The following is a 21483-nucleotide window of genomic DNA, read 5'->3' as shown; positions in this document are numbered from 1 at the left end:
TCAGACATATGACCCATGCGCAAGTCCCGCCCCTGAGGGCGAAGCACTGCCTGCGCATGGGCCCTTACATCAGTGTTTCCCGGTAATCATCGGCAGGTTCAGGCCTTGTTCCTTGGCGCAATCGATAGCGATCTGATAACCGGCATCGGCATGGCGCATCACGCCAGTGGCCGGGTCGTTGGTCAGAACGCGAGCGATTCGCTCAGCGGCCTCGTCGGTACCGTCACAGACGATGACCATGCCGGAGTGCTGCGAGAAGCCCATGCCGACACCGCCGCCGTGGTGCAGCGAAACCCAGGTCGCGCCGCTGGCGGTGTTGAGCAGTGCGTTGAGCAATGGCCAGTCGGACACAGCGTCGGAGCCATCCATCATCGATTCGGTTTCGCGGTTCGGGCTCGACACCGAGCCGGAGTCCAGGTGGTCACGACCAATCACGATCGGTGCCGACAACTCGCCGCGACGAACCATCTCGTTGAAGGCCAGGCCCAGCTTGGCCCGCTGCCCCAGACCAACCCAGCAGATACGTGCTGGCAGGCCCTGGAAGCTGATGCGCTCACGGGCCATTTCCAGCCAGTTATGCAGATGCGCATCGTCCGGGATCAGTTCCTTGACCTTGGCGTCGGTCTTGTAGATGTCTTCGGCGTTACCCGACAGGGCCGCCCAGCGGAACGGGCCGATACCACGGCAGAACAACGGACGAATATAGGCCGGTACGAAGCCTGGGAAGTCGAATGCGTTTTCTACGCCTTCTTCCTTGGCCATCTGACGGATGTTGTTGCCGTAGTCGAAGGTCGGAATGCCCTGCTTCTGGAAATCGAGCATGGCCTGCACGTGTACGGCCATCGACTGTTTGGCCGCCTTGACCACGGCAGCCGGCTCGGTTTGTGCGCGGTCACGGTACTGTTCCCAGGTCCAGCCTGCTGGCAGGTAGCCGTTGAGCGGGTCATGGGCGCTGGTCTGGTCGGTGACCATGTCTGGACGCACGCCGCGCTTGACCAGTTCGGGCAGGATTTCAGCCGCGTTGCCGTGCAGGGCAATGGAAATGGCTTTGCCTTCAGCGGTGTACTTGGCAATGCGCGCCAAGGCGTCGTCCAGGTCATTGGCCTGTTCGTCGACATAGCGGGTGCTCAGGCGGAAGTCGATGCGGCTCTGCTGGCATTCGATGTTCAGCGAGCAGGCACCGGCCAGGGTTGCGGCCAGCGGCTGCGCGCCACCCATGCCACCCAGGCCGGCGGTCAGTACCCACTTGCCCTTGAGGCTGCCGTTGTAGTGCTGGCGGCCGGCCTCGACGAAGGTTTCATAGGTGCCTTGAACGATGCCCTGGCTACCGATGTAGATCCAGCTGCCAGCCGTCATCTGGCCGTACATGGCCAGGCCCTTGGCATCCAGTTCGTTGAAGTGCTCCCACGTGGCCCAGTGCGGCACCAGGTTGGAGTTGGCGATCAACACGCGCGGGGCGTTGGCGTGGGTCTTGAACACGCCGACCGGCTTGCCGGACTGCACCAGCAGGGTTTCGTCGTCGTTCAGGTTGGTCAGGCTCTCGACAATCTTGTCGTAGCACTCCCAGTTACGCGCCGCACGGCCAATGCCGCCGTACACCACCAGCTCTTTCGGGTTTTCCGCGACTTCAGGGTCGAGGTTGTTCATCAGCATGCGCAGCGGCGCTTCGGTCAGCCAGCTTTTGGCGGTCAGCGTAGTGCCGCGCGGGGCGCGAATTTCGGTGTCACGGTATTTGGTCATGCCAGGCTCCTTGGTAGGGGTATCAGTACGGAGTGACGTCTGTGCATTTCTCCACAGTAAACCGGGGGAAGGCATCGCACATCTACTCACACATATACTTGTATGTACAAGTACATTCAAGCAAGAAATTGCAGACGTTCACCGTCTGCAGAAACCACACGAAAACTAGATTGATTTGCGAAACAGGAGGCACGCCGGGAGTCCCCCCGCGGTGATCAGGTCCGATATCGACCGATCAACGTCTGGAGCTCACCCGATACGTTCGTGAGCTGTCGAGACTCTGAATGGGACTTCTGAGCAAAATCGACCACCTGCAACGCATCGTCGAGGACCCCCGCAATGTGGCGATTGATCTCTTCTGACACTTGATGTTGCTCCTCCGCTGCGGTGGCGATCTGTACGTTCCTGTCCCGAATGTCGTCCACCGCGCTCTGGATACTTTGAAAGCTGGCCTTGGCAGACTCGATACGTTCGACACTTCCCTGCGATAGCAAAAGGCTCTGCTGCATTTGGCCAGTAACGCGGCTTGTCCGCTCGACAAGTCCTCCCAGGACTTCGCCAATCTGCCCCGTCGAATCAGCTGTGCGCCTGGCCAAGGCACGCACCTCATCCGCAACGACGGAAAATCCACGCCCCTGCTCACCGGCGCGAGCGGCCTCAATAGCAGCATTGAGAGCCAACAGGTTAGTTTGATCGGCTATCGATCGAATCGTATCGAGGATTGCGTTAATGTTCTGGCTGTCCTGTTTCAGCAGCTCCAACGCGTCGGCAGCCTGCCCCAGGCTGATACTCAACTGCTCGACGCTCAACGCGGCATCGGCAATCTGGCGCTGACCATCCACAACGTGCCCCTGCCCGGCATCGGCAGAGTTGACCGCCGAGCCGCACGCTTTGGCAACATCGTTTGCCGTCGCCACCATCTCGTTAAACGCCGTCGATACCAACTCCAGCGACTCCCTCTGCCGCTGGGCGGCATCATTCATATCCGTCGCAAACATCATCATTTTTGAGGACGTTTTGTTTAGCACCTCAGACGCGCCGGTGATGCGCACCACAAGCTGGCGGATCGTTTCCAGGAACGTGTTGAACCAGCGAGCGAGTATGGCGGTTTCATCCTTTCCTGCGCACTGAAGCGAACGGGTCAGGTCGCCCTCACCGTTGGCAATGCCTTCTAGTCCCAAGACGACCCCTTGGATAGGCTCCACTATGCGGCGTGCGAGGGTCGCCCCCAGGAGTGCAAAGCCGATGACTAACAATGTCGCTACCAGGCTGAGGTGCCAGGCTAGCCGCTGAGCCCCGGCCAGCACTTCTTCTTTCTCAATCAGCCCGACGAAGCGCCACCCCAATCCAGGAGAACTGACTATGTTGGCCATGTAGCTCTTTCCACCGAGCTCAAGCTCAAGGTACCCGTCCGAGGCGACGTTCAGGGGCGCATACTCAGAGCCAAGCTCCGCCAACGACTTGAACGAATGTTCGGTAGTGCTCGCATCCGCCAGTACTGTTCCGTCGCGCTCAAGCAGCATGAGATACCCGGTGCTACCGATCTTGATCTTGTGCACCAGATCGGTCAGTTGTTTGAGTGACACATCGATGTCCAGTACACCGCTGACCTTTCCCTCAGGATTGACGACCGCCTGTACCGTACCCACTAACGCAATGTTTCCCTCTTTCCATTCGTACGCCTCAGTGCGCACAGGCTTTCCGGGATGGGCAAGTGCTACTTCATACCAAGGCCGCACTCTGGGGTCATAATCTTTGAGCGGGGAGTCGGGCCAAAAAGCAACACCACCATCGGAAGAGCCCAAGGTAATGAAGGCATAGGCAGGATGAGTGTTGGCAAACGCTGTGAACATGTTTAATAACGCCTGCCCGCGCTCACTGGGAGGCAAGCGTTCAGGCGCAGAACCTTGATATGATTTGAGCAGCCCATCTGCAGTCCGAACCAACTCCAGATTTGCCAAATAAGAGACATTCTGGGAAATGCCATCAAAAAACAGTTGCATGGCACCGTCAATCTGCCGAATTTCACGACTGCTGCTCTCAACAAACATGTCCTTTGCCTGCTGGCGTTGGTCGAATATCACCCAAGCAGCAATCAGCAGTACAGGCACGCAAGCCATGGCGATAAACACCGCCACTAAACGCTGTTTAATACTCAACCCGATTGAACTCCTGCAAGCAGAAAACGCCCGGCATGCACTAAACCGGCAACGGCCAAGCGTCATCTTGATAGTTTCGTTTAGCCTCAAGGGCAGCGAACAAAGAGAGCCTCGCATCGCGAGAAACGAGCACTCTCTTGATCGCAGTTACAACGATAGGCGTACATTCAAACCAAACAGGCCTGACAGCAGCCTGTACACAGATGTTGATTAGAAGATATTCAGCGGATACGAGGTGATGATACGAATTTCGTCCTCATCAGCGCCGGAGTTGTGGCTTATGTCTTCATTACCGCGGTAGGTCGCCTGTCGAATTTTGAACGACAAATCCTTGGCGACACCTTCCTGAACGACGTAATGAACTTCGACGTCCCGTTCCCACTCTTCACCGTTACGAATAGTGTTTTCAAAACTGTAGGCGCCATGTGCATCCGCACCCGTACCGTCTGCATCTTTACCGGTAACGTAGCGGACCATGAAGCTCAGCCCAGGAACGCCCAGCGCGCCTGCATCGAGGTCATATTGCACCTTGTAGGATTTTTCGCCTGGGGCATTGAAGTCGGCCCATTGCGAGGAGTTCGCCAACCAGATTGAACCGGCACCAACATAGCTGCCCGGGTGCTCTCCCCCTTGACCACTGATACCCAGGTAGTCAAATGGCGTGTTGCCATTGATACGCTGATGAGCAACGGTAAGGCTGTGGGCGCCAGCCGTCAGTTTCAGGGCGATACTGTACGCATCATTGTTTATCTTGCCGGCTCTGGCGTCGCCTGCGTCATCCGTCTTGTAATAGTTCAAGCTCGTAGCAAGCGACAGACCATCGCTGATATTAAAATGATGATAAAGGTCAGCGTAGTATTGATTCCACACGTCTTCGTAGTTCGCGGCGTGCAGACCACCTGACAAATTATCGCTGAAGGTATAATCGCCACCGACATACGTGGCGCTGTCCACCCGTGTCCAGCCATAGGCAGTGCCCAAATTACCATCATGATTGGTGCTATTGTCGGCGTTGCCGGAAGTAAAATGACCACCCTGCAGTGCAAGATTTTTTATTTCGTGACTGCTGAACAAACCGCCATTGGCATGTTGCGGCATCAGATAGCCGTCCCATGTACCAAACACAGGGCTTTGCGGCATCAGGGTGCCGACTTTAAGTTCAGTTTCAGATATGCGCATTTTGACAGCGCCACCGGCCATACCATAGCCGTCCTGCGCCTGGCAGGATCCGGTAATGTCATCACAATGACTTGCATTGGTCGGAAAAACCTGGCTGCCGCCGGTACCACCACCGCCATTGAGCCGTACAGCACCATTAGCAAAGGCATCTACGCCGAAACCGATAACACCCTGGGAATAACCCGACGTGAACGTCAGCAGCTCTGCCTGCCCCCACTCGTTGATGTAATTCTGCGTACCTGGATCAGTGTTTTTATAGTTCTTGTAAAATGCGACGTTACGGCTCTCCAGGTGCAACGTGCTATCTTCAACAAAGCCATTGCTCTTCGCTTGACTGGAGCCTTCCATGACCGGAGCAAGAGAGGTTACTTCTTCTGAAGCAAAGGCGTGTTGAACTGTTGCCGCAGCGATGGCCAAGGCCAACACGCGCCACTTATTAAGCTGCATGACAATTAATCCTTATTCTTGTTTTATGATCACTTACTTTTTTATCGACAACAGAATACCGCCACGCGATAGGCCACCCTTTTATTAACAGCGCAGACTAATGCACTGCAATATCAGCAATGACAAACCACCACGTTTGTAGTTGAAACTTAAAAATCAGTTACCCAGAACAGCGCCCAATGCGGAATGCTTTCGTACCAAACGCGCAGCACTTTCAATATCAGGTGCTAACCAGCGGTCCTCATCATAAGGCGGAACCTGCTCGCGCAGGAGGCGCCAGGCAGCCCCAGTGCCATCGCCGAATCGTTGTTCTTTGAGGAACTCGAAGGCCTGTGCTGCCAGAAGGTATTCGATGGCGAGTACCTGGGTCGTATTGTCGATAACCTTGAGCAGCTTGAGGGTCGCACCGGTACCGAGGCTAAGGTGGTCTTCCTGCAGGGCAGACGTCACAAAGTTATCGACCACTGCAGGCTGTGCGAGGTGTCTGTTTTCTCCGACCAAGGCAGCCGCGACATATTGCGCGATCATCATTCCCGAGTTCACCCCGGGCAAGCTGACCAGGAAAGGAGGCAGCCCACTAATGAGAGGATTGATCAAACGATCCAGACGGCGCTCTGCAACCCCGGCAAGCTCTGCAACTGCGATACACAGCAGGTCGGCAGCCATCGCCACGGATTCTCCGTGTGGGTTGGCCTGAGACAGAACGCGATAGTCGTCCGGTGTTCCGACAACAAGTGGATTGTCAGTCGCCGAAGCCAATTCGATATTGATCTGCTGTTCGGCGTGAGTCAGTTGGTCACGACAGGCCCCATGAATCTGGGGGATCGAGCGAATACTCAAAGCATCCTGGGTGCGAATGCCGCGGCTGCTGGCAATCACTTCACTGCCTGCCAGCAGCGCGCGCAGTCTGGTACCAACGTGCTGAGCACCAGGATGGGGTTTCAGTGCAAGGACGGCCTCATCAAACGCATCGATCTGCCCTTTGAGTGCCTCGAAACTCATCGCACCGATGACGTCCGCCCAGTCGGCCAGATTGAACGCATCGGCCAACCCCAAACATGCCAAACCCGTCATGCAGGGCGTGCCATTTACCAAACTGATCCCGTCTTTGGCGGTCAGTTCCAGTTTAGCCATGCCCGCCTGATACAGCGCTTGTTCCGCTGGCATCAACTGCCCTCGCCAGCTAACCTCGCCAAAGCCCAGCAACGCGACACCAACGTGCGCCATGTGAGTCAAATAGCCAACAGAGCCCTGAGAGGGCACGACTGGCGTAATGTGCTGGTTGAGTAATGCGATCAACGCCTCTATTACATTACGGCTGATACCTGAGTGGCCATGGGCATAGTTGTTGATTGCCGCGCAGATGATGGCCCGCGTTTGCTCAACCTTTAGCGGCGCCCCGACGCCACAGGCATGGCTCAACAGGGTATTGCGCGACAACTGCGCCAGTTGCGGGCCCTCCAGTCTCACGCTACTGAGTGCGCCAAGGCCGGTGCTGATTCCATAGGCCCGCTCACCCCGTGCCACGATGTGATCGACGATGGCGCGAGCGTTATCGATACGGGCCCAGGCTGAATCACTGAGGCTCAATTGTGCGCCATCGCGCGCAACCCTGACGATCTCTCGCCAGGTCAACGGGGTATCGCCAAGGATTACGCCCAGGCTGTCCTCAGCCGTGATGCCTGATGATGCCAGGCCATTGTTGACGCGATATGAGTGGGTGGCGGTGCTCATTCCGCACTCCTTAACTGGTGGCTGGCTACAAATTGGCGAAAGCGCTCGGTGGGCAACCCCTCGAACAATTCGGCTGGCGTGCCTTGGGCGTCGATATGACCGTTCTGCATGAAGACGACTCGATTGGACACATGACGGGCAAAGCCCATCTCGTGGGTAACGACCAGCATCGTGCGACCTTCTTCCGCCAGCCCGCGCATGACCTTGAGCACCTCGCCCACCAACTCCGGATCAAGTGCCGAAGTCGGTTCATCAAAAAGCATGACTTGAGGGTTCATGGCGAGGGCCCGAGCAATCGCCACGCGTTGTTGCTGACCACCGGACAGATGGGCCGGGTAGTAATCGCGTCGGTCATACAGCCCGACCTTCTGCAGTAACTGCTCGGCCTCTTCAACACATTCGGCACGTGAGCGCTTGAGCACTCGCATAGGCCCTTCTATGACGTTCTCAATGACGCTTCTGTGCGACCACAAGTTGAAGCTTTGAAACACCATGCCAAGACGGCTGCGGATCTGTTCAACCTGGCGCGTATTGCTGGGCACTTGACGACCATCACGCAGGCGCTTCATTTCAATGGTTTCACCATTGAGGCTAATACTGCCCTCATCGGGTGTTTCGAGCAGATTGATGCAACGCAAAAATGTACTTTTCCCCGAACCGCTTGCACCGAGAATCGACACAACGTCGCCCTTGTGCGCATTCAGGGATATGCCCTTGAGCACATGCGCTTGACCATAAGACTTCTGGATGTTGCTGACCGACAACGCGGCCATAGACTGAGTATTCATAGTGAGCTCCGCAGGGATTTCGGATTGCTGCCGGCGTCAAGTTTGGCTTTCGTTGGGATATGCACTGGCCGCTCACGCAGGTGCGGCGTCAGACGATGCTCAAGCCAGCGCATGGCGCGTACGATGAGGTAGTTGAGTACCAGATAGATAAACGCGGCACAGGCGAACACCTCCATGGTGCGGTAGGTCCGCTGAATGATCTGTTGAGCGATACCGGTGACATCCCAGACGGTAATCAAGCTGGCCAGTGCGGTGGCCTTGAGCATCAGGATCGCCTCCGTGGAGTAAGCTGGCAGAACCTGGCGCAACGTGACCGGAGCGATGATCCTGCGCAACAGCGCCAAGCGCGACATACCGATGGCTTGCCCCGCCTCAATCTGGCCATAGGGGATACTGAGCAGGCCGCCCCGGATGATTTCTGCGGTATACCCAGCGGTACACAGCGCCAGTGAGACGACTGCACAGCCATAAGGTGAGCGCAGGACAACCCAAGCGAAACTCTCGCGGACCACTGGAAACTGCCCAAGCCCGTAATAGATCAGATACATCTGAATGATCAGCGGCGTGCCGCGAAAGATCATGATGTAGCAACGTGCCGGATAGCTCAGCAATGGGCAGCGGCTGACACGCATGCCGACAATGCCGAATGACAGCAACAGGCCCAACGAAAGGGAGCTGAAAAACAACGTCAGCGTGGTGGGCAGTGCCGACAGCAACTTCAGTAGTGTGTCGAGCAAAAATGCAAAATCGATCATTTGAGGCTCACCTGTCTCAGTGCTGAAGAGGACTGCGGCGCTGCGTGCGCTGCACCCGAGCCTCGGCGATATTGAAAATGCGCCCTGACAACCCGGTCAGTAGCAGATAGCCGATGCCGCCAATGATGTAGAAGGCAAAGTACTGACGGGTAGAACCGGCTGCCATCAGGCTGGCACGCATCAACTCGACCAGGCCAATGACTGAAATCAGCGCTGAATCTTTCAGGGTCATCTGCCAGACATTTCCCAAACCTGGGAGCGCATAACGCATCACCTGGGGGATCAACACGCGCTTGAAACGCATGAATCGCCCCATGCCGATGGCCAGGGCCGCCTCCAGTTCACCTCGAGGGACTGCCATGAAGGCGCCACGATAGACTTCAGCCTGGTAAGAGCCGGAAAGCAGTCCGACCGCGAGTGCGCCCACCAGAAAGGGGGGCATGCCGATGTAACCCGTGGCGCCGAACCAGTGACCTACAGCAGAAACGACGGTGGCACCGCCAAAGTAGAACAGGTAAATCACCAGTAGCTCGGGAACGCCTCTGAACAGCACCAGGTACGCGTCACCCAGCCAGCGCAGCCCAGATCGGCGTGACAGTTTGGCTGCCGCGACCAGGCTACCGAACACTGCACCGACGAGCAGCGACACCACCGTCAGTAACAGCGTCATGCCGATGGCCTTCGACAAGGCCAGGCCCCAGCCGGTGTCACCGAAACTGAGCATCTGCAAGGTATCCATAACTGTATCCTTTATATCGAAACGCTTCTTTTTTGTTGAAAGCCCATAAACGGGCTCACAACGACGCGTTACGGAGTTACGGGGTCGGCATTGACTGGCTGTTTATCCGCAGGCGCGGGGACAGCTCTCTACTTCCGACCCGGTAGCAATCTTCTTATGGTGTGATATCAGCCTTAAACCACTTTTCGGTCAGTCTCTTCACCGTGCCATCCGCCAACGCAGCGCTTAATGCTTCGTCGAACTTTGCCTTTAACTCAGGGGTATCCTTACGGAAGCCAAGTGCCTCTCCCGGCCCCCAAATAGGGCCACCGATCTTGGAACCCACCATGGAAACCGACTTGTTCTCGGGCATGTCCAGCACCGAGCTGAAAAAGGTCACGTCATCGAAACTGAAATCAATACGCCCGGCCTGCAAATCCAGAACGTGCTCATCGGACTTCTTGTACTCACGGATGGAGGCAATGTCCTTGAAGTTGGTTTCGATGAACTGGGTATAGGCAGTGCCGGACGATATGCCGATGGTTTTACCCTTGAGCAATGTCCGCAGATTGTCGATAAAGGGTTTATCCAGCGTGGCATCGCCGGTGAGCTTGACGACCTCTGCGGCTACGCCTGCCTTGGCGATCAACTCCGGATCGCTGGCAGCAAGTACACCTTGGGTCGCGGCATAGGGCCGAGAGAAGGCGATCACTTTCTCGCGCTCGGGGGTGATGACGATGGCATCCATGATGAGGTCGAACTTGCCAGCCTGCAGGCTAGGGATCATCCCATCCCAATCCTGGGCTTGCAGGGTGCACTTGAGCTTCATGCGCGCACAGAGATCAGCCATCAACTCAGGCTCAAAACCACCGATGGCGCCTCCGGGAAGCGTCATGTTCCAAGGCGGATAAGCAGCTTCGGTAGCGATAGTGACAGAGGTCCACTCTTTAGCCTCGGACACTGATGCGCAGAGCCAGGCGACACCGATCAGAGCAAACTTGATCTGTTTTGTTAACGCCTTGATTTTTATTGTTGTCATATGCGTTCTCCGTTGCAATCAACGTTGAATGGTATAACTCATGGCTTCTCACATAAGCGCAAGAAGCCGACCTGGAGTCCATTCATCACTTTCCGGTAATACTGATCAGTACGCGCGACCGTAAAAACCGATGCTTTCTTCCTCGCTAAATTTCACATCCTGCCTCTCGTAATAAGAGAAAATGGCAATCAGTCGTTCCTGCGAACCTTCGATAGGCGTTACTCGGTGCAGGGCGTTGACACCGCGGAACACATTCAAGGTTCCGGCTTCCAGGGTCAGGGTTTTGACCTCTGGGTCGCGTCCGTCGAGAACGGCTGCAACGCCATCATAGTTGGGGTTCTCAGCCGAGCGCAGATTGCTCCGGTACTGGAATTTTCCGCCCTCGAATGGCTCCTGCAGCAGCAAGGTAGTGGTGAACTCACTGCGATCAAAATGCCAGTTCAACGCCTCACCTTCGCGGTAGCTCATGACATTGGCACGCGCCAAAGGGTCCTGCATCATGTGAAGTGATGGTTTTTTCATCACTGCCGCAATAAAACGCAGCAGTGGTGGGTATTCGTAAATAGCCAGCACGATACTTTTTTCAATCTGATCAGCACACAGCGTGTGATTGGTTGACTCGACTTCACGTAGCGCCGGGTGCTTTGGATCCAGCTCCTTGAAGTCGGGCAGAAAATAGATATTGTGCCGACGCGAGTGCGTGTGAGACTGACTATCCATTTTGGGCTTGATTTCCGCCACCGCCTTTTTGATAGCTTGCGGCTTCATCAGCTGCGTCAGATTGAACATCCCCGTTTCTTGCAACTCAACAGCGGCTCGATCGACCATCGCCTGCCATTCGGGGCTACCTTCCTGATCCAGCGGATAGCGCTCCAAATCTAGAATGTCTCGCATAGGTACCTCCTAGTAAGTGAGGCATGAACGTACCGCGAGAAAAACTTTCTCACAACGGCAGTAATTGTTAACTTACCATTAGAAAATCTTTTGCTAGGGGAGCAACATGGGCCGTCTACCACCGCTGAATGCCGTCAAAGCTTTTGAGGTTGCGGCACGAATGGGCAGCTTCGTATTGGCAGCTGAAGAACTGGGCGTATCCGCGGCTGCAGTTAGCCAGCAAGTCAAACACCTTGAAGACTTCCTGGAGCGCAAACTTTTTGTGCGAACCGGAAACCGCATCACGCTGACAGACGCCGGGCATGCCATCTATCCGCAGACCTCCCGTGCGTTGAACGACATCGCCGCCATGACAACACGTATCTTGGAGGGGGACTTGCACTCACGACGACTGGTTGTCAGTGTTCCCTTTTCATTGGCAGAGTCCTGGCTCGCACCAAAGCTTTCAACACTCCTGGAGCCTTATCCGCAATTAGCGGTTGATATACGGGTTGAAGACGATCCGATAGACCTGATTCGTCATGACATTGACATTCGGGTCAGTTATGGCGATTACCATTACCCTGGCGTGACGGCCATACACCTGGTACGCGATGAGGTGGTCCCGGTCTGTACACCTGAATTTTGGTCGACCCATGGTAATGACGAGTTTGACCTGTCGCAGATCCCCCAGAACCTGTTCATCCATACCCACTGGGGTGCCAGCTATGCGTCAGGCCCCACCTGGCACGATTGGTTTTCGCTGATATCCAGCAACCACTACCCCGACCCGAAGCAGGGCGTACGATGCGGCCTGTCCAGCTTGTCGGTTTCACTGGCGCGCCTGGGCCTTGGTATTGCTCTCGGGCATAGACTTATTGCTCGAGCTGACCTGGATGCGGGGCGTTTGATCAGCTTGTCGTCGGTGTCGCTCCCACTTGGCCACCCCTATTGTGCGTTTATACCGGCCTCAAAGGTGGGCCGCAAAGACATCACTCGAATGATGGAATTGCTGGCGGATCAATAACGAAACAACGATGGCTCAAGGGCTGGCGCAGGCATTGCTCGGTGGTATGGAGGCCGACCGCTCAAGGCCGGAAATGCGCTAACGGTAAAACGGGCAGTGGCGCTCGCCCTGCCCGCTTTTCAGGCCACGACAGGTTCTGCGTCCAGGCCTTTCTGCACGTACCAGGACAACGGCAGCGTCAGCAACAAGGTGGTGGCCACGATGATCACGGCGAAGGGCACCCCCGTGATATCGCCCAGATGACCAAACACCACTGGCGCCAGCGCACCGCCACCAATCGTGCCGGTGTAGAACACGGCGAAGGCCTGTTCGCGCTTGCCTGGGCCGGCCAGGTCCGGCACGGTGCCATAGAGCACCGACGACGTACCGTTCAGCACCAGCCCCAGCAGCGGCAGGGTCGCCATCAGGCCGTAAAACGGCAGGTACACCGCCAAGATGATCAGCGCAGCGGTAGAGAACTCGGTCAGCCATACGGTCTTCATCATGCCAATGCGTACGCCCAGGTAGCCGCACAGCAACTTGCCGAACGCCCCACCGACGAACAACATCATCAGCGCCAACCCTATGCCTGCCGTCCCGGCCCCTTTGGCTTGCAGCAGGAACGGCAAGAAGGTGAGGAACCCCATCCGCACCGCGCTGTCCAGCGTGCCGGTCAGGACCAGGGCACGCAACCCGCCGACAGAACCCCGCCCGGCGTTTGCCGCGAAGGCTTTACCCTGAGCCGACGCGGGCTGCGCCTGCGCCGGAATCAGCCACCACAGCAGGCCCGCAGCCATCAGGCCGAGCAGGCCCATCAGGGTGACGCTGGCGCGCCAACTGATCAGCATCAGCAGCAGGCCGACAACGCCCGGCAGCAGCGTTTTACCGATGTCCCCAGCGAAGTTGTACTGCGACAACGCTTGCTTGACGCCCCCGCCCGCCTCGTGAGTGTCCGTAATCAACGAAGACGCCAGTGGGTGTTGAGTGCTCGCACCCAATCCCCCCAGCAACAGCGCCATCAACAGCAGGCTCAACCCACCAGCCTGCCCTGCCAACACATAGGCCAGCCCCGCAAGTGCGGTACCGGCCACCAACAGGCGTGCTCTCCCCCAGCGCCTCGCGGCACGGCTTGCCAATAACTGGAAACCGGCCATCATCCCCGAGTAGGCACCACGCAACAGGCCGATCTGGGCATAGCTCAAGGAAAACTGCGCCTGCCAGATCGGCAACAGCACATAGATAACGTCGGTCAGGCCATCATGGACAGCGTGGGCGCCACAACCCGCAATCAACGAGCGGCGACGCACCGTAGCGTCGGTAGATTGCACCACAGGCAAAGACGGTCCTTCGTCGTTGAGCGCATTCATCGTGTAGAAATCCCCGCGGGTTGCACGCTGATCACCTCATACAGTCCTGGATGAAGGATACATCGCGACCAAGGGGTTTACAGCCCGTCGAGATCAACCTGCGTCACACACTCAATACGCCCCTCTCAGGGTCAGCGTAAAACTGCGCGGCTCACCATAGAAGTTGTAGATATTGGGGGTACCGACTGAGGCGTAGTAGGTGCGGTCCAACAGGTTATTGATATGCAGATCAAGGCTGTGTTGTTTGTCCAATTGGTAACCGATACGGCCGTTGACCACGGCATAACCACTGTTCACCAGTTCGTCGCGCCAGCCCCGTGAACTCTGTGTGGCACCATTTGCCAGTACCCCAAGGCCGACACTGAATCCCGCCAGGGCGCTCTGCTCGTCAAAGCGGTAGTTGCTCCACAGCTTGAGCTGGTCCTTGGGCGTCTGGATCGAGTAGGTTCGCCCCTGGTTCTCCCGAGCTTGCAGGTAGCGCGTCTCCAGGCGGGTATAGCCTGCCGACAGGTCGAGCCCAGCGGCGGGCTTGCCACTGACTTCCAGCTCCCAGCCCTCGCTCTCTACTTCGCCGGCGTTCAGGTAGTAGTTGTCGTTTGGATAAACCGGATCGGCGTAGGCACGGTTCTCGTCGCGCAAATTGAACCAGGCCAGCGTCAGCCCCAGGCGCCCTTCAAGCCATTCGGTTTTGCTGCCGACTTCATACTGGCGCCCTTCACGCGGCTTGAGCACGCTGCCATCCGCCTTCAGTTGGGTCTGCGGTACGAAAATGTCGGTATAGCTGGCGTACAAGGTGATGTTCGGGTTCAACTCATACAGCAGGCCGCCATAGGGACTGATCTGCTGATCGGCTTCAGCACCGTCTCGCCAGTCCGAGGCATTGGATGGCGCAACGTCGCGGGTACGGCTGCTGAAGGTCGTGGTGCGAGCCCCCAGCACCAGCGTCAACGGATCGGCAAGGCTAATGTTCAGCCGCGAATAGAGACCGTACTGTTCGGTTTCACTCTCTCTGCCCGAGGTGTATGCAATCGTCGGTTCGGGCAGGTCGTCGAGCCCGTCAAAGGTTGTGCTCCCGCCCACACCACGCCCGGAGCGGCCACGGCTGTTGTACACCTCAGCGTTGGCCCCCAGCAGCAGGTTGTGGGTACGCCCCAGCAACGCGAACGGCCCGCTCAAGAACACGTCCATGCCTTCGCGGGTGTAGTTGTAGGCGCCTTGCATGCTGCTGTAGCGGAGGGTATCGGTCAGCGGTGCCAGGCCCGATGAGGCATAGGCGTACTTGTAGTTCTGGTACTGTTCCCGCCGGTTGACCGCGCCCTTGAGTACCCATTCATTGTCGAAGCGATGTTCAAGGCTGGCCGACCACTCATGGGTGTCGTAACTCAGCCGTCCCCAGTCAGGGGCATGGAAGGTTGAGCGCGACACATCCAACAACCTGTAGTGCCCCTTGGCATCCACCAGGTCATACGCTGGTAACCCGGACCAGGGCGCCTGCACCTGCTGCTCTTGGGTGCTGTAGGAAACGTCCAGTGTGGTCTGCGGATTCAGGTCGTAAGCGAGGGCGGCCATCCCCAACCATTTGTCACTGCTGGTTCGATCGTAGAAGTACTGGCGATCCTCGCTCGACAGCACCAGGCGACCGCGCAGGCTGCCGCTGTCATTCAACGGCCCGCTGATATCGCCCTCACGGCGGTAGGTATCCCAGGAACCGGCAGAGAGGGCCCAGTTGGCGGCGAAATGATCCAGGGGCCGTTTCTTGACCAGATTGACCACGCCGCCGGGCTCACCCGCGCCCTGCAGCAGGCCGGACGGCCCCCGGAGCACTTCGATGCGCTCGTACAGCGGCAAGTCGAACTGGTTGGACGGGGTCATGCCGTTGTAGGAAGGCACACCGTCGTACATCACGCCCAACGCATAACCACGGGACAAATACTGGTAGCTCAAGGTGTCATTGGCGATGAGGGTGACGCCGGTCACTTGCTGCATGGCGTCGGCAACACTGACCATGCCCTGGTCGTCCATCTGCTGACGCGTCACCACACTGACCGACTGAGGAACCTCTCGTGGGCTGAGCGGGGTTTTATTGAATCCACTGACGGTTTCGGCTTTATAGCCGGGCTCACGTTGGCCGACGACGGTGGTTTCCGGCAAGGCCAGTGGTTGCTCGGCAGCGTTGCTGAACACGCTGACCAATACCAGGGACCAGCCCAGTGGCGCAGGGCCAGGACGTTGTTTTAAAACCATGAAGGTGCTCGCTCGATAATCTGGCGGCAGCCGTCCGGCATGCTCCACAAAGCCCTGATAAAGCGCTCTGGATGGCGCCAGCGACTACCCTGTCAACGGACGGCGCGACTCTAGTGCCTCAGGGCCTGCTGCTAAAACTGCGACAGCCCGCCGCACGGCTTGGCCGTGTTGGCCAGCACGCGCGGACGTCTTGCTGCCCTCACGTTTATTGACCGCTCACGGCAGCCGTGCGTAAACGAGCTGCGTCGTACTGTCGCGGGCCGGACGTCCTGCTGAGTGCCACCTGCGCAGGCAATGACGGCTCAGTGCTTGTGCTTCCAAGGGTCGGAAAAGCGCGGGTCTTTGAGCAGCGATTCGTCCGTCAGGGACTGCAGAAACGCCAGTAGATCCCCCTTTTCCTCATCGCTGAGGTCGAGCCTGGCTATCAGGCCGCTCTTGTACGGATTGAGCCGTCCATCTCCCTGGTTGGGGCCAAAACGAATCACCCGACCGCCCGCAGAATAAAAGTCGATCACCTCCTCCAGGCTAGCGATGCTGCCATCGTGCATGTAAGGCCCGGTGACGGCTACGTTGCGCAAGCCAGGCGCACGAAAGGCGCCCATGTCCTCGGGCTTGCCGGTGCTTTCGTACAGGCCGCGGTTGGGAAAAGGGAAACCACCGGCGGTGTCGATGTTGTAGAGCCCGGTGTTGTGAAACGGCGTTTCCACCACACGGCTCCTGGCATGTACCACCTGATCGTTGAAATTGAAGCTGCCATGACAGTGATGGCATTCCGCTCGCTCACCGAAAAACAGCGTCATACCACGTTGCTCTGCGGCGCTCAGGGCCTGCTTACCCTGCAGATAACGGTCATAGCGGCTGTCCGCCGAGACAATGCTGCGCTGGAACGCTGAAATCGCCTTGATGATCGAGGCCATGCTCAGCGGTGCTGCCTGCTCTGGAAAGGCCTGCCGGAACAGGGGCAGGTACAGCGGATCGTCACGCAGGCGCTGAAGGATCTGTGCACGATTGTTGTCATTGACACCCATCTCGATCGGATCATCGCCAAACAGCGGTATTTCCATCTGTCGCTCCAGCGACACGATCGCAGGCGCAGCCCAGTTGTAGGTGGCATTCCAGGCACTGTTGGCCAGGCTGGGCGCATTTCGGTGGGTCAACTGCCCGGCCATGCCCTCCGAGCGCGCACGGCCATCGGTAAAGGCCCGATCGGGATGGTGGCAAGAGGCGCATGAACGGCTGCCGTCGGCAGACAACCGGGTGTCGAAGAACAACCACCGCCCCAACTCGACTTTGGCCGTCGACATCGGATTATCTGCAGGTACCCGAGGCTCCGGCACATGGGAAGGCAGGTTCCATGACCACGTTTGCGCCATCACCGGCAGCGCTGCGCCGATGCCGACAAGCACGCCCAGACACATCGCCAACCGGCGCGCACTCATGGCTTGGGCTGTGCCCTGAAGGCAGATAGTGCTCCTGACTCCCGCGGCACGCCCAGGTGTTCGAGTACCGCCACGCATTCAGGATCGTCGGGGCCACTCATGCAACCCACGGCCCCACCCTCATCCCTGGACAGCTGGCTGCCTTGAAACAGGGTGGCCAGGTCCAGTGTGACCACCTGTTTACTCGGCTCAAAGCCCTTCATGCGTAATAAAACACGGTTGCCACGCGGGCAAGACACGGTCTCCCCGGTAACCGGGTTGCCCGTGCAACCGGTCGAGCCCAGGTGTAGATACAAGGTGGCGGCCTTCGAGCCATCGGCCCTGGTCACCCCTCCTTCGGGATCGACCTCGATCTTGGCGAACTTGCGCCCGACCTGCCAACTCCAGCCCATGGCGGCCAGATCCAGCGGCGGGCCTTGCAGTTCAGTGCTGGTGTGATTGAGGGCCTCTGGCACGCCCACTGTAAAGACCAGCCCGGTGTAGTGCCCGGCAGGTACCGTGCCCACAACCGTGGTGTTGGTGCCGGGCGTACCGCCACTGCAATGGCCGGTACCGTCCTCAAAGTCGAGCAAGGCAACCTGAGCGTTTTGCCACTCATTGAGGCTTAATCGCAGCGGTACTTGCCGCCCGGTTTCATCGATCAATGCAACGTCTTGGACATAGAAGCGTGCATCATGTAACCACACGCGTTTTTGATCGCGCCCCAAAGGCCCGAACATCGCCCCGCAGTGCACTGGCCGCCCAGCAGCCATCAGTGAAAAACCAATGGTCACGGGTTGTACATCTGCAGTTTCCGGCTTGTTGCCCGCGCAGCCTGCCAGCCACGCCAGCACGACGAAAACAACACTCAACGTTAATGAACGCATCAGGTGTGGCTCCTGGAACATAAAAAATGCCAGGGTCATTACAGCCCCCTGACATTCAGTGCCGCGGCGTACCCTGCCAAGAGCAATCAACGCGTCGTCCAGGACTCTAGCATGAGGCTGCCTTGGCGCTGACCTGCGACATCCCGCCACGGCCAAGCCATGCCAGGGCCTCCCCGGCGGGCCGCTTTATGGGCGGCTGCCAGGGATGCGGCAGCCTGTCGCACAAAGCCGACAGGCTGGCTTGCCACCGACGCGCCCGGCAAGCGCTACTCAGGGTACCGGCAACCACCTGCGAAACCCCGTACCGCCCTTACCCGTCAGTGGGCACCAGGCAAAGTCCCACGGCACTGGAGGGAGTTCTTCCTGCTCCACATCGGGCGCGAGCATTGGACGAGGCGCCACCTTCCAGTCGAACAGCATTTGCGGTGAGCCTTGCCAGGCCAAGACCAGCCCGCGTGCCAGGCTGTCATCGGTATTGATCCAACGCGCCGCCGCAGCACTCATGAACGACTCGATGTGTGCGTCGTTGATCCGTGCCCGGTAGCTGGAGCCAAGCAGCCAGCGACACACGCTCAGGTAATACGTCCAGTTCAGTGGCGGATGATTGCGGTACGCCCAGGTCATGAAACCACGAAAGATATTCAAACCATCCGGAGGGTCGAGCTTAAGCAGCGCCGGGCACACATCGAACAACGTGTGCCAGTAAGGCAGCAGACGGGCATCCAGGTGCACGAAGCTGCGTGCGTTGCTGGGGTAGTCGGGAAACGGCAGCAGAAAATCCCCTTTTTTCCCCAGTCGGGAAGCCTTGCTGACCAATCGCGAGGCGCCTGACGGAACCGCTAGCGCTCGCATGTCAGCCTCCCCATTGGGCGATTCAAACCTTCAATACCACGCGCCATGTTGCGCTCCTTACCCTGTCACCATTAACCATGGGCACACCCGATTCGGGTGTGCAGAAAATGCCGGTCATGCGTGACGAGCAGGAGATGCTCGAGGGTTGATCGACGGCCAGCGGGCACGGGGCGATAACCAGAACAATGACTGCGTGAACGGCCGCATTGATGCCGCGATGACACCGATCAGCGCCACCGACGCTGGCGGAATGAATACGGCTTCAAGCGTCTGAGAACAGCAACAATGGACGTGGTCAGCCTTGCCCGCAGAGGATGGCTGCTGTTTGTCGAGTGCAAGCGTGACCTGCTGCACGCTGCCCACCGAGCAAAAGCTGCCCGTCAGCAACTGCTCAATGCTCAACGCGCCAAAAGCACCGGCCATCGGCAGCGCCATGACCTTCAGCACAATCGCCAGAAACGCCGCGACCCAGACGTTCTGCTGACTGGCGTTACTCATTCCACCCTGCATGCAACACCCTAAGGATGATGACAATCAAACCGCCCCACGCTGTGGCGCATGGGCGACAGCAAGGCGAATAGCGGACGAAGCGGTCACCGGCCAATAAGGCCGTCCGCCTGTGAGCGTTAAATCAGAGGGGATGCGCGAGGATTGGCCGAGGGCCAGGAATAACGCGGGGGCGCCTTGCAGCGTTGCTCACGGCCGGGACGTTGTGTTCGCCCCAGCCGTAGCAACCAGCCGAGGCAGAACAGCATGGCGATGCCAAGGCTTAGTGCAGAGCAAATCGGACAAGAAAAACTGGCGCCCCAGCCGCTGGCCGAAGGGCTGCCGAGGTCGGTGCTCGGGCTGGGGGCCTTGCCGCCGAGGGAGGCGCAGAACTGTCCACCCAAGCCATTGAGTTCCAGCCCCATCACCTGCCCGTGCCCCAAACCGCAGGCAAACACATTGAACAGAACGCTGAAGTACAGCATCCAGGCAATGAGTGAGCGGTCTGAGCGGGCGAGTTTCATGGCGGCGACTTTACCATCGAACCGCAAGAAGGCTGAAGCGCGACTTGGGTCGAACAGACTGGCCAGAAAACCATTGCCGACTATTTTCTATCACGAGCGACATCCCTGTAGGTCTTCGGCAGCTCCCCTGTCCATTGCCGGAACGCCCGAGTGAATGCGGAAGGCTCAGAAAAACCCAGCGCCTGGGAAACAAGACTGATCGACATCGACGTCTGGCTCAAGTAATGGATCGCCATGTCCCGACGCACACCATCCTTGAGCCGTTGAAACTGGCTTCCCTCAGCCGCGAGCTTTCGCCTCAGTGTTCTGTCGGTGAGGTGTAACGCGAGTGCCGCATGCTGAATGGTGGCTTCAGCCAGATTTTCCGAGCGCTCCAGGTAATCCAGCACCCGCCGTGTATAGACGGGGTAATAGGCAGGCCGAGTGAACCAGTCGAATGGCGCTCGCTTCAAATGAACCCTGAGGGCCTCGGGTGTTTGCACCAGCGGTGCCTTGAGTGCCGCCGCATCGAACACCAGGCAGGTCACCGGCTGGTCGAACTTCGCCGGACAGGGAAACATCAAACGGTACTCTGTCAGGTGTTTGGGGGCCGGATGGTCAAACGCGACATGCTTCAGCGAAATCCGCTGGCCAATCAACCAGCTTGGAAAACGATGCCACAACAGCAGTAGAAAACCTCTGAGCAGGTAGTCCGGGTCTTGAGCCGGATCCTTGAGCCGCATCGAAAAAACCGCTTCATCACCGACGACATCAAGCGCCAGGTGCAAGGAGTCATTCACCACATTGTAGAAGTGGCTCAGCTTGTAATACACCGAGTGCAGGTTACGTGAATGAACGACCTGCTTGGCCATGATGGCGAACACGCCCTGCCGACAACGCTGCGCGCCCATGCCCAAAAACTCGTCATCGGCCAAACGCCAGACCGCTCGCATCAAGCGACTGAATTGATCAGGCGTAATCCGCAGATGGGCATTGTCCAGCATGCGTCGATTAAGGCCCGCCTCATTGAGCAGCACCGCCTCGTCAAGCTGAAGGCGGCGCCCGGCGTTCATGAGCATTCGGGCGAAATGAATGGAAATGGAATAGCGCTCTATACCCATCGAAGACATATCCCTGCATCACATCCGCGAAGTCTACCGCCATACCGCTGTCCGTTTATGTCTATTTTTCGACTGGTTTCGTTATTGTCGCCAGGGGCCCTTCCAATGGAAGGTAGCGACCGCCAGCAGAGGCCTGACTGATGCGGGTAAAACGCTGCCATTTCCGA

18 protein-coding genes and 1 pseudogene are annotated in these 21483 nt (G+C 58.0%); 1 reads left to right on the top strand and 18 read right to left on the bottom strand.

Annotated elements, in window-relative coordinates; translation table 11 throughout:
- Positions 1–69: 69 nt before the first annotated feature.
- The 10 genes and pseudogenes from hutU to CYD26_RS05610 form a co-directional block, all read right to left on the bottom strand.
- Positions 70–1740, bottom strand: coding sequence for a urocanate hydratase (gene hutU / locus CYD26_RS05650; protein WP_102052042.1), 1671 nt, complete (start codon positions 1738–1740; stop codon positions 70–72).
- A gap of 215 nt (positions 1741–1955) precedes the next feature.
- Positions 1956–2723, bottom strand: a complete 768-nt coding sequence (locus CYD26_RS25845) for a methyl-accepting chemotaxis protein (RefSeq protein WP_371917195.1) — start codon at positions 2721–2723, stop codon at positions 1956–1958.
- An 87-nt stretch (positions 2724–2810) separates the two neighbouring features.
- Positions 2811–3743, bottom strand: a pseudogene (locus tag CYD26_RS25840) (cache domain-containing protein); the annotation flags it as partial.
- 366 nt (positions 3744–4109) lie between these two features.
- Complete coding sequence (locus CYD26_RS05640) at positions 4110–5525, bottom strand: OprD family porin (RefSeq protein WP_102052040.1); 1416 nt, start codon at positions 5523–5525, stop codon at positions 4110–4112.
- A gap of 156 nt (positions 5526–5681) precedes the next feature.
- Entirely contained in the window at positions 5682–7259 is a 1578-nt protein-coding gene (gene hutH / locus CYD26_RS05635; protein ID WP_102052039.1) for a histidine ammonia-lyase, read from the bottom strand.
- Positions 7256–8047 carry an ABC transporter ATP-binding protein gene (locus CYD26_RS05630; RefSeq protein ID WP_102052038.1) on the bottom strand — a complete coding sequence of 264 codons (792 nt, stop codon included), beginning with the start codon at positions 8045–8047 and terminating at the stop codon, positions 7256–7258. The genes hutH and CYD26_RS05630 overlap by 4 nt, the downstream gene beginning before the upstream one ends.
- Positions 8044–8802, bottom strand: coding sequence for an ABC transporter permease (locus CYD26_RS05625; protein WP_102052037.1), 759 nt, complete (start codon positions 8800–8802; stop codon positions 8044–8046). Before CYD26_RS05625 ends, CYD26_RS05630 begins: the two co-directional genes overlap by 4 nt.
- Positions 8803–8818: 16 nt before the next feature.
- Positions 8819–9541, bottom strand: coding sequence for an ABC transporter permease (locus CYD26_RS05620; RefSeq protein ID WP_102052036.1), 723 nt, complete (start codon positions 9539–9541; stop codon positions 8819–8821).
- 154 nt (positions 9542–9695) lie between these two features.
- Positions 9696–10559 (bottom strand): transporter substrate-binding domain-containing protein, encoded by an 864-nt coding sequence (locus CYD26_RS05615; RefSeq protein WP_102052035.1) that lies wholly within the window; start codon positions 10557–10559, stop codon positions 9696–9698.
- Between the two features lie 105 nt (positions 10560–10664).
- Positions 10665–11453, bottom strand: a complete 789-nt coding sequence (locus CYD26_RS05610) for a 2OG-Fe(II) oxygenase (protein WP_102052034.1) — start codon at positions 11451–11453, stop codon at positions 10665–10667.
- Between the two features lie 106 nt (positions 11454–11559).
- Between CYD26_RS05610 and CYD26_RS05605 the strand changes: the two genes are divergently transcribed.
- On the top strand, positions 11560–12459 hold the full coding sequence (locus CYD26_RS05605; protein WP_102052033.1) for a LysR substrate-binding domain-containing protein: 900 nt from the start codon (positions 11560–11562) through the stop codon (positions 12457–12459).
- A 119-nt stretch (positions 12460–12578) separates the two neighbouring features.
- On the opposite strand, the gene CYD26_RS05600 is transcribed toward CYD26_RS05605, so the two are convergent.
- The 8 genes from CYD26_RS05600 to CYD26_RS05565 all read right to left on the bottom strand — a co-directional run bounded on the left by CYD26_RS05600 (position 12579) and on the right by CYD26_RS05565 (position 21199).
- Positions 12579–13805: an MFS transporter gene (locus CYD26_RS05600; protein ID WP_102052032.1), complete on the bottom strand. Its 1227-nt coding sequence runs from the start codon at positions 13803–13805 to the stop codon at positions 12579–12581.
- Positions 13806–13916: 111 nt separating this feature from the next.
- Positions 13917–16049, bottom strand: a complete 2133-nt coding sequence (locus tag CYD26_RS05595; RefSeq protein WP_102052031.1) for a TonB-dependent siderophore receptor — start codon at positions 16047–16049, stop codon at positions 13917–13919.
- Between the two features lie 302 nt (positions 16050–16351).
- Positions 16352–17488, bottom strand: a complete 1137-nt coding sequence (locus CYD26_RS05590; protein ID WP_256587957.1) for a methanobactin export MATE transporter MbnM — start codon at positions 17486–17488, stop codon at positions 16352–16354.
- Complete coding sequence (locus tag CYD26_RS05585; protein ID WP_102052143.1) at positions 17485–18354, bottom strand: MbnP family copper-binding protein; 870 nt, start codon at positions 18352–18354, stop codon at positions 17485–17487. Before CYD26_RS05585 ends, CYD26_RS05590 begins: the two co-directional genes overlap by 4 nt.
- Before the next feature lie 270 nt (positions 18355–18624).
- Entirely contained in the window at positions 18625–19206 is a 582-nt protein-coding gene (locus CYD26_RS05580; protein ID WP_102052030.1) for a putative natural product biosynthesis protein, read from the bottom strand.
- A gap of 114 nt (positions 19207–19320) precedes the next feature.
- Positions 19321–19704, bottom strand: coding sequence for a DUF2946 family protein (locus tag CYD26_RS05575; RefSeq protein ID WP_256587956.1), 384 nt, complete (start codon positions 19702–19704; stop codon positions 19321–19323).
- Positions 19705–19832: 128 nt separating this feature from the next.
- Positions 19833–20216, bottom strand: a complete 384-nt coding sequence (locus tag CYD26_RS05570; protein ID WP_102052028.1) for a DUF2946 domain-containing protein — start codon at positions 20214–20216, stop codon at positions 19833–19835.
- 80 nt (positions 20217–20296) lie between these two features.
- Positions 20297–21199 carry an AraC family transcriptional regulator gene (locus CYD26_RS05565; protein ID WP_256587968.1) on the bottom strand — a complete coding sequence of 301 codons (903 nt, stop codon included), beginning with the start codon at positions 21197–21199 and terminating at the stop codon, positions 20297–20299.
- Positions 21200–21483: the final 284 nt, after the last annotated feature.

This window comes from Pseudomonas sp. FFUP_PS_473 (assembly GCF_002858665.1).
In the GTDB taxonomy this organism is placed as follows: Bacteria; Pseudomonadota; Gammaproteobacteria; order Pseudomonadales; family Pseudomonadaceae; genus Aquipseudomonas; species Aquipseudomonas defluvii.
The sequence above is the reverse complement of the archived record's forward strand: the minus strand, read 5'-3'. Positions and strand labels throughout refer to the sequence as shown.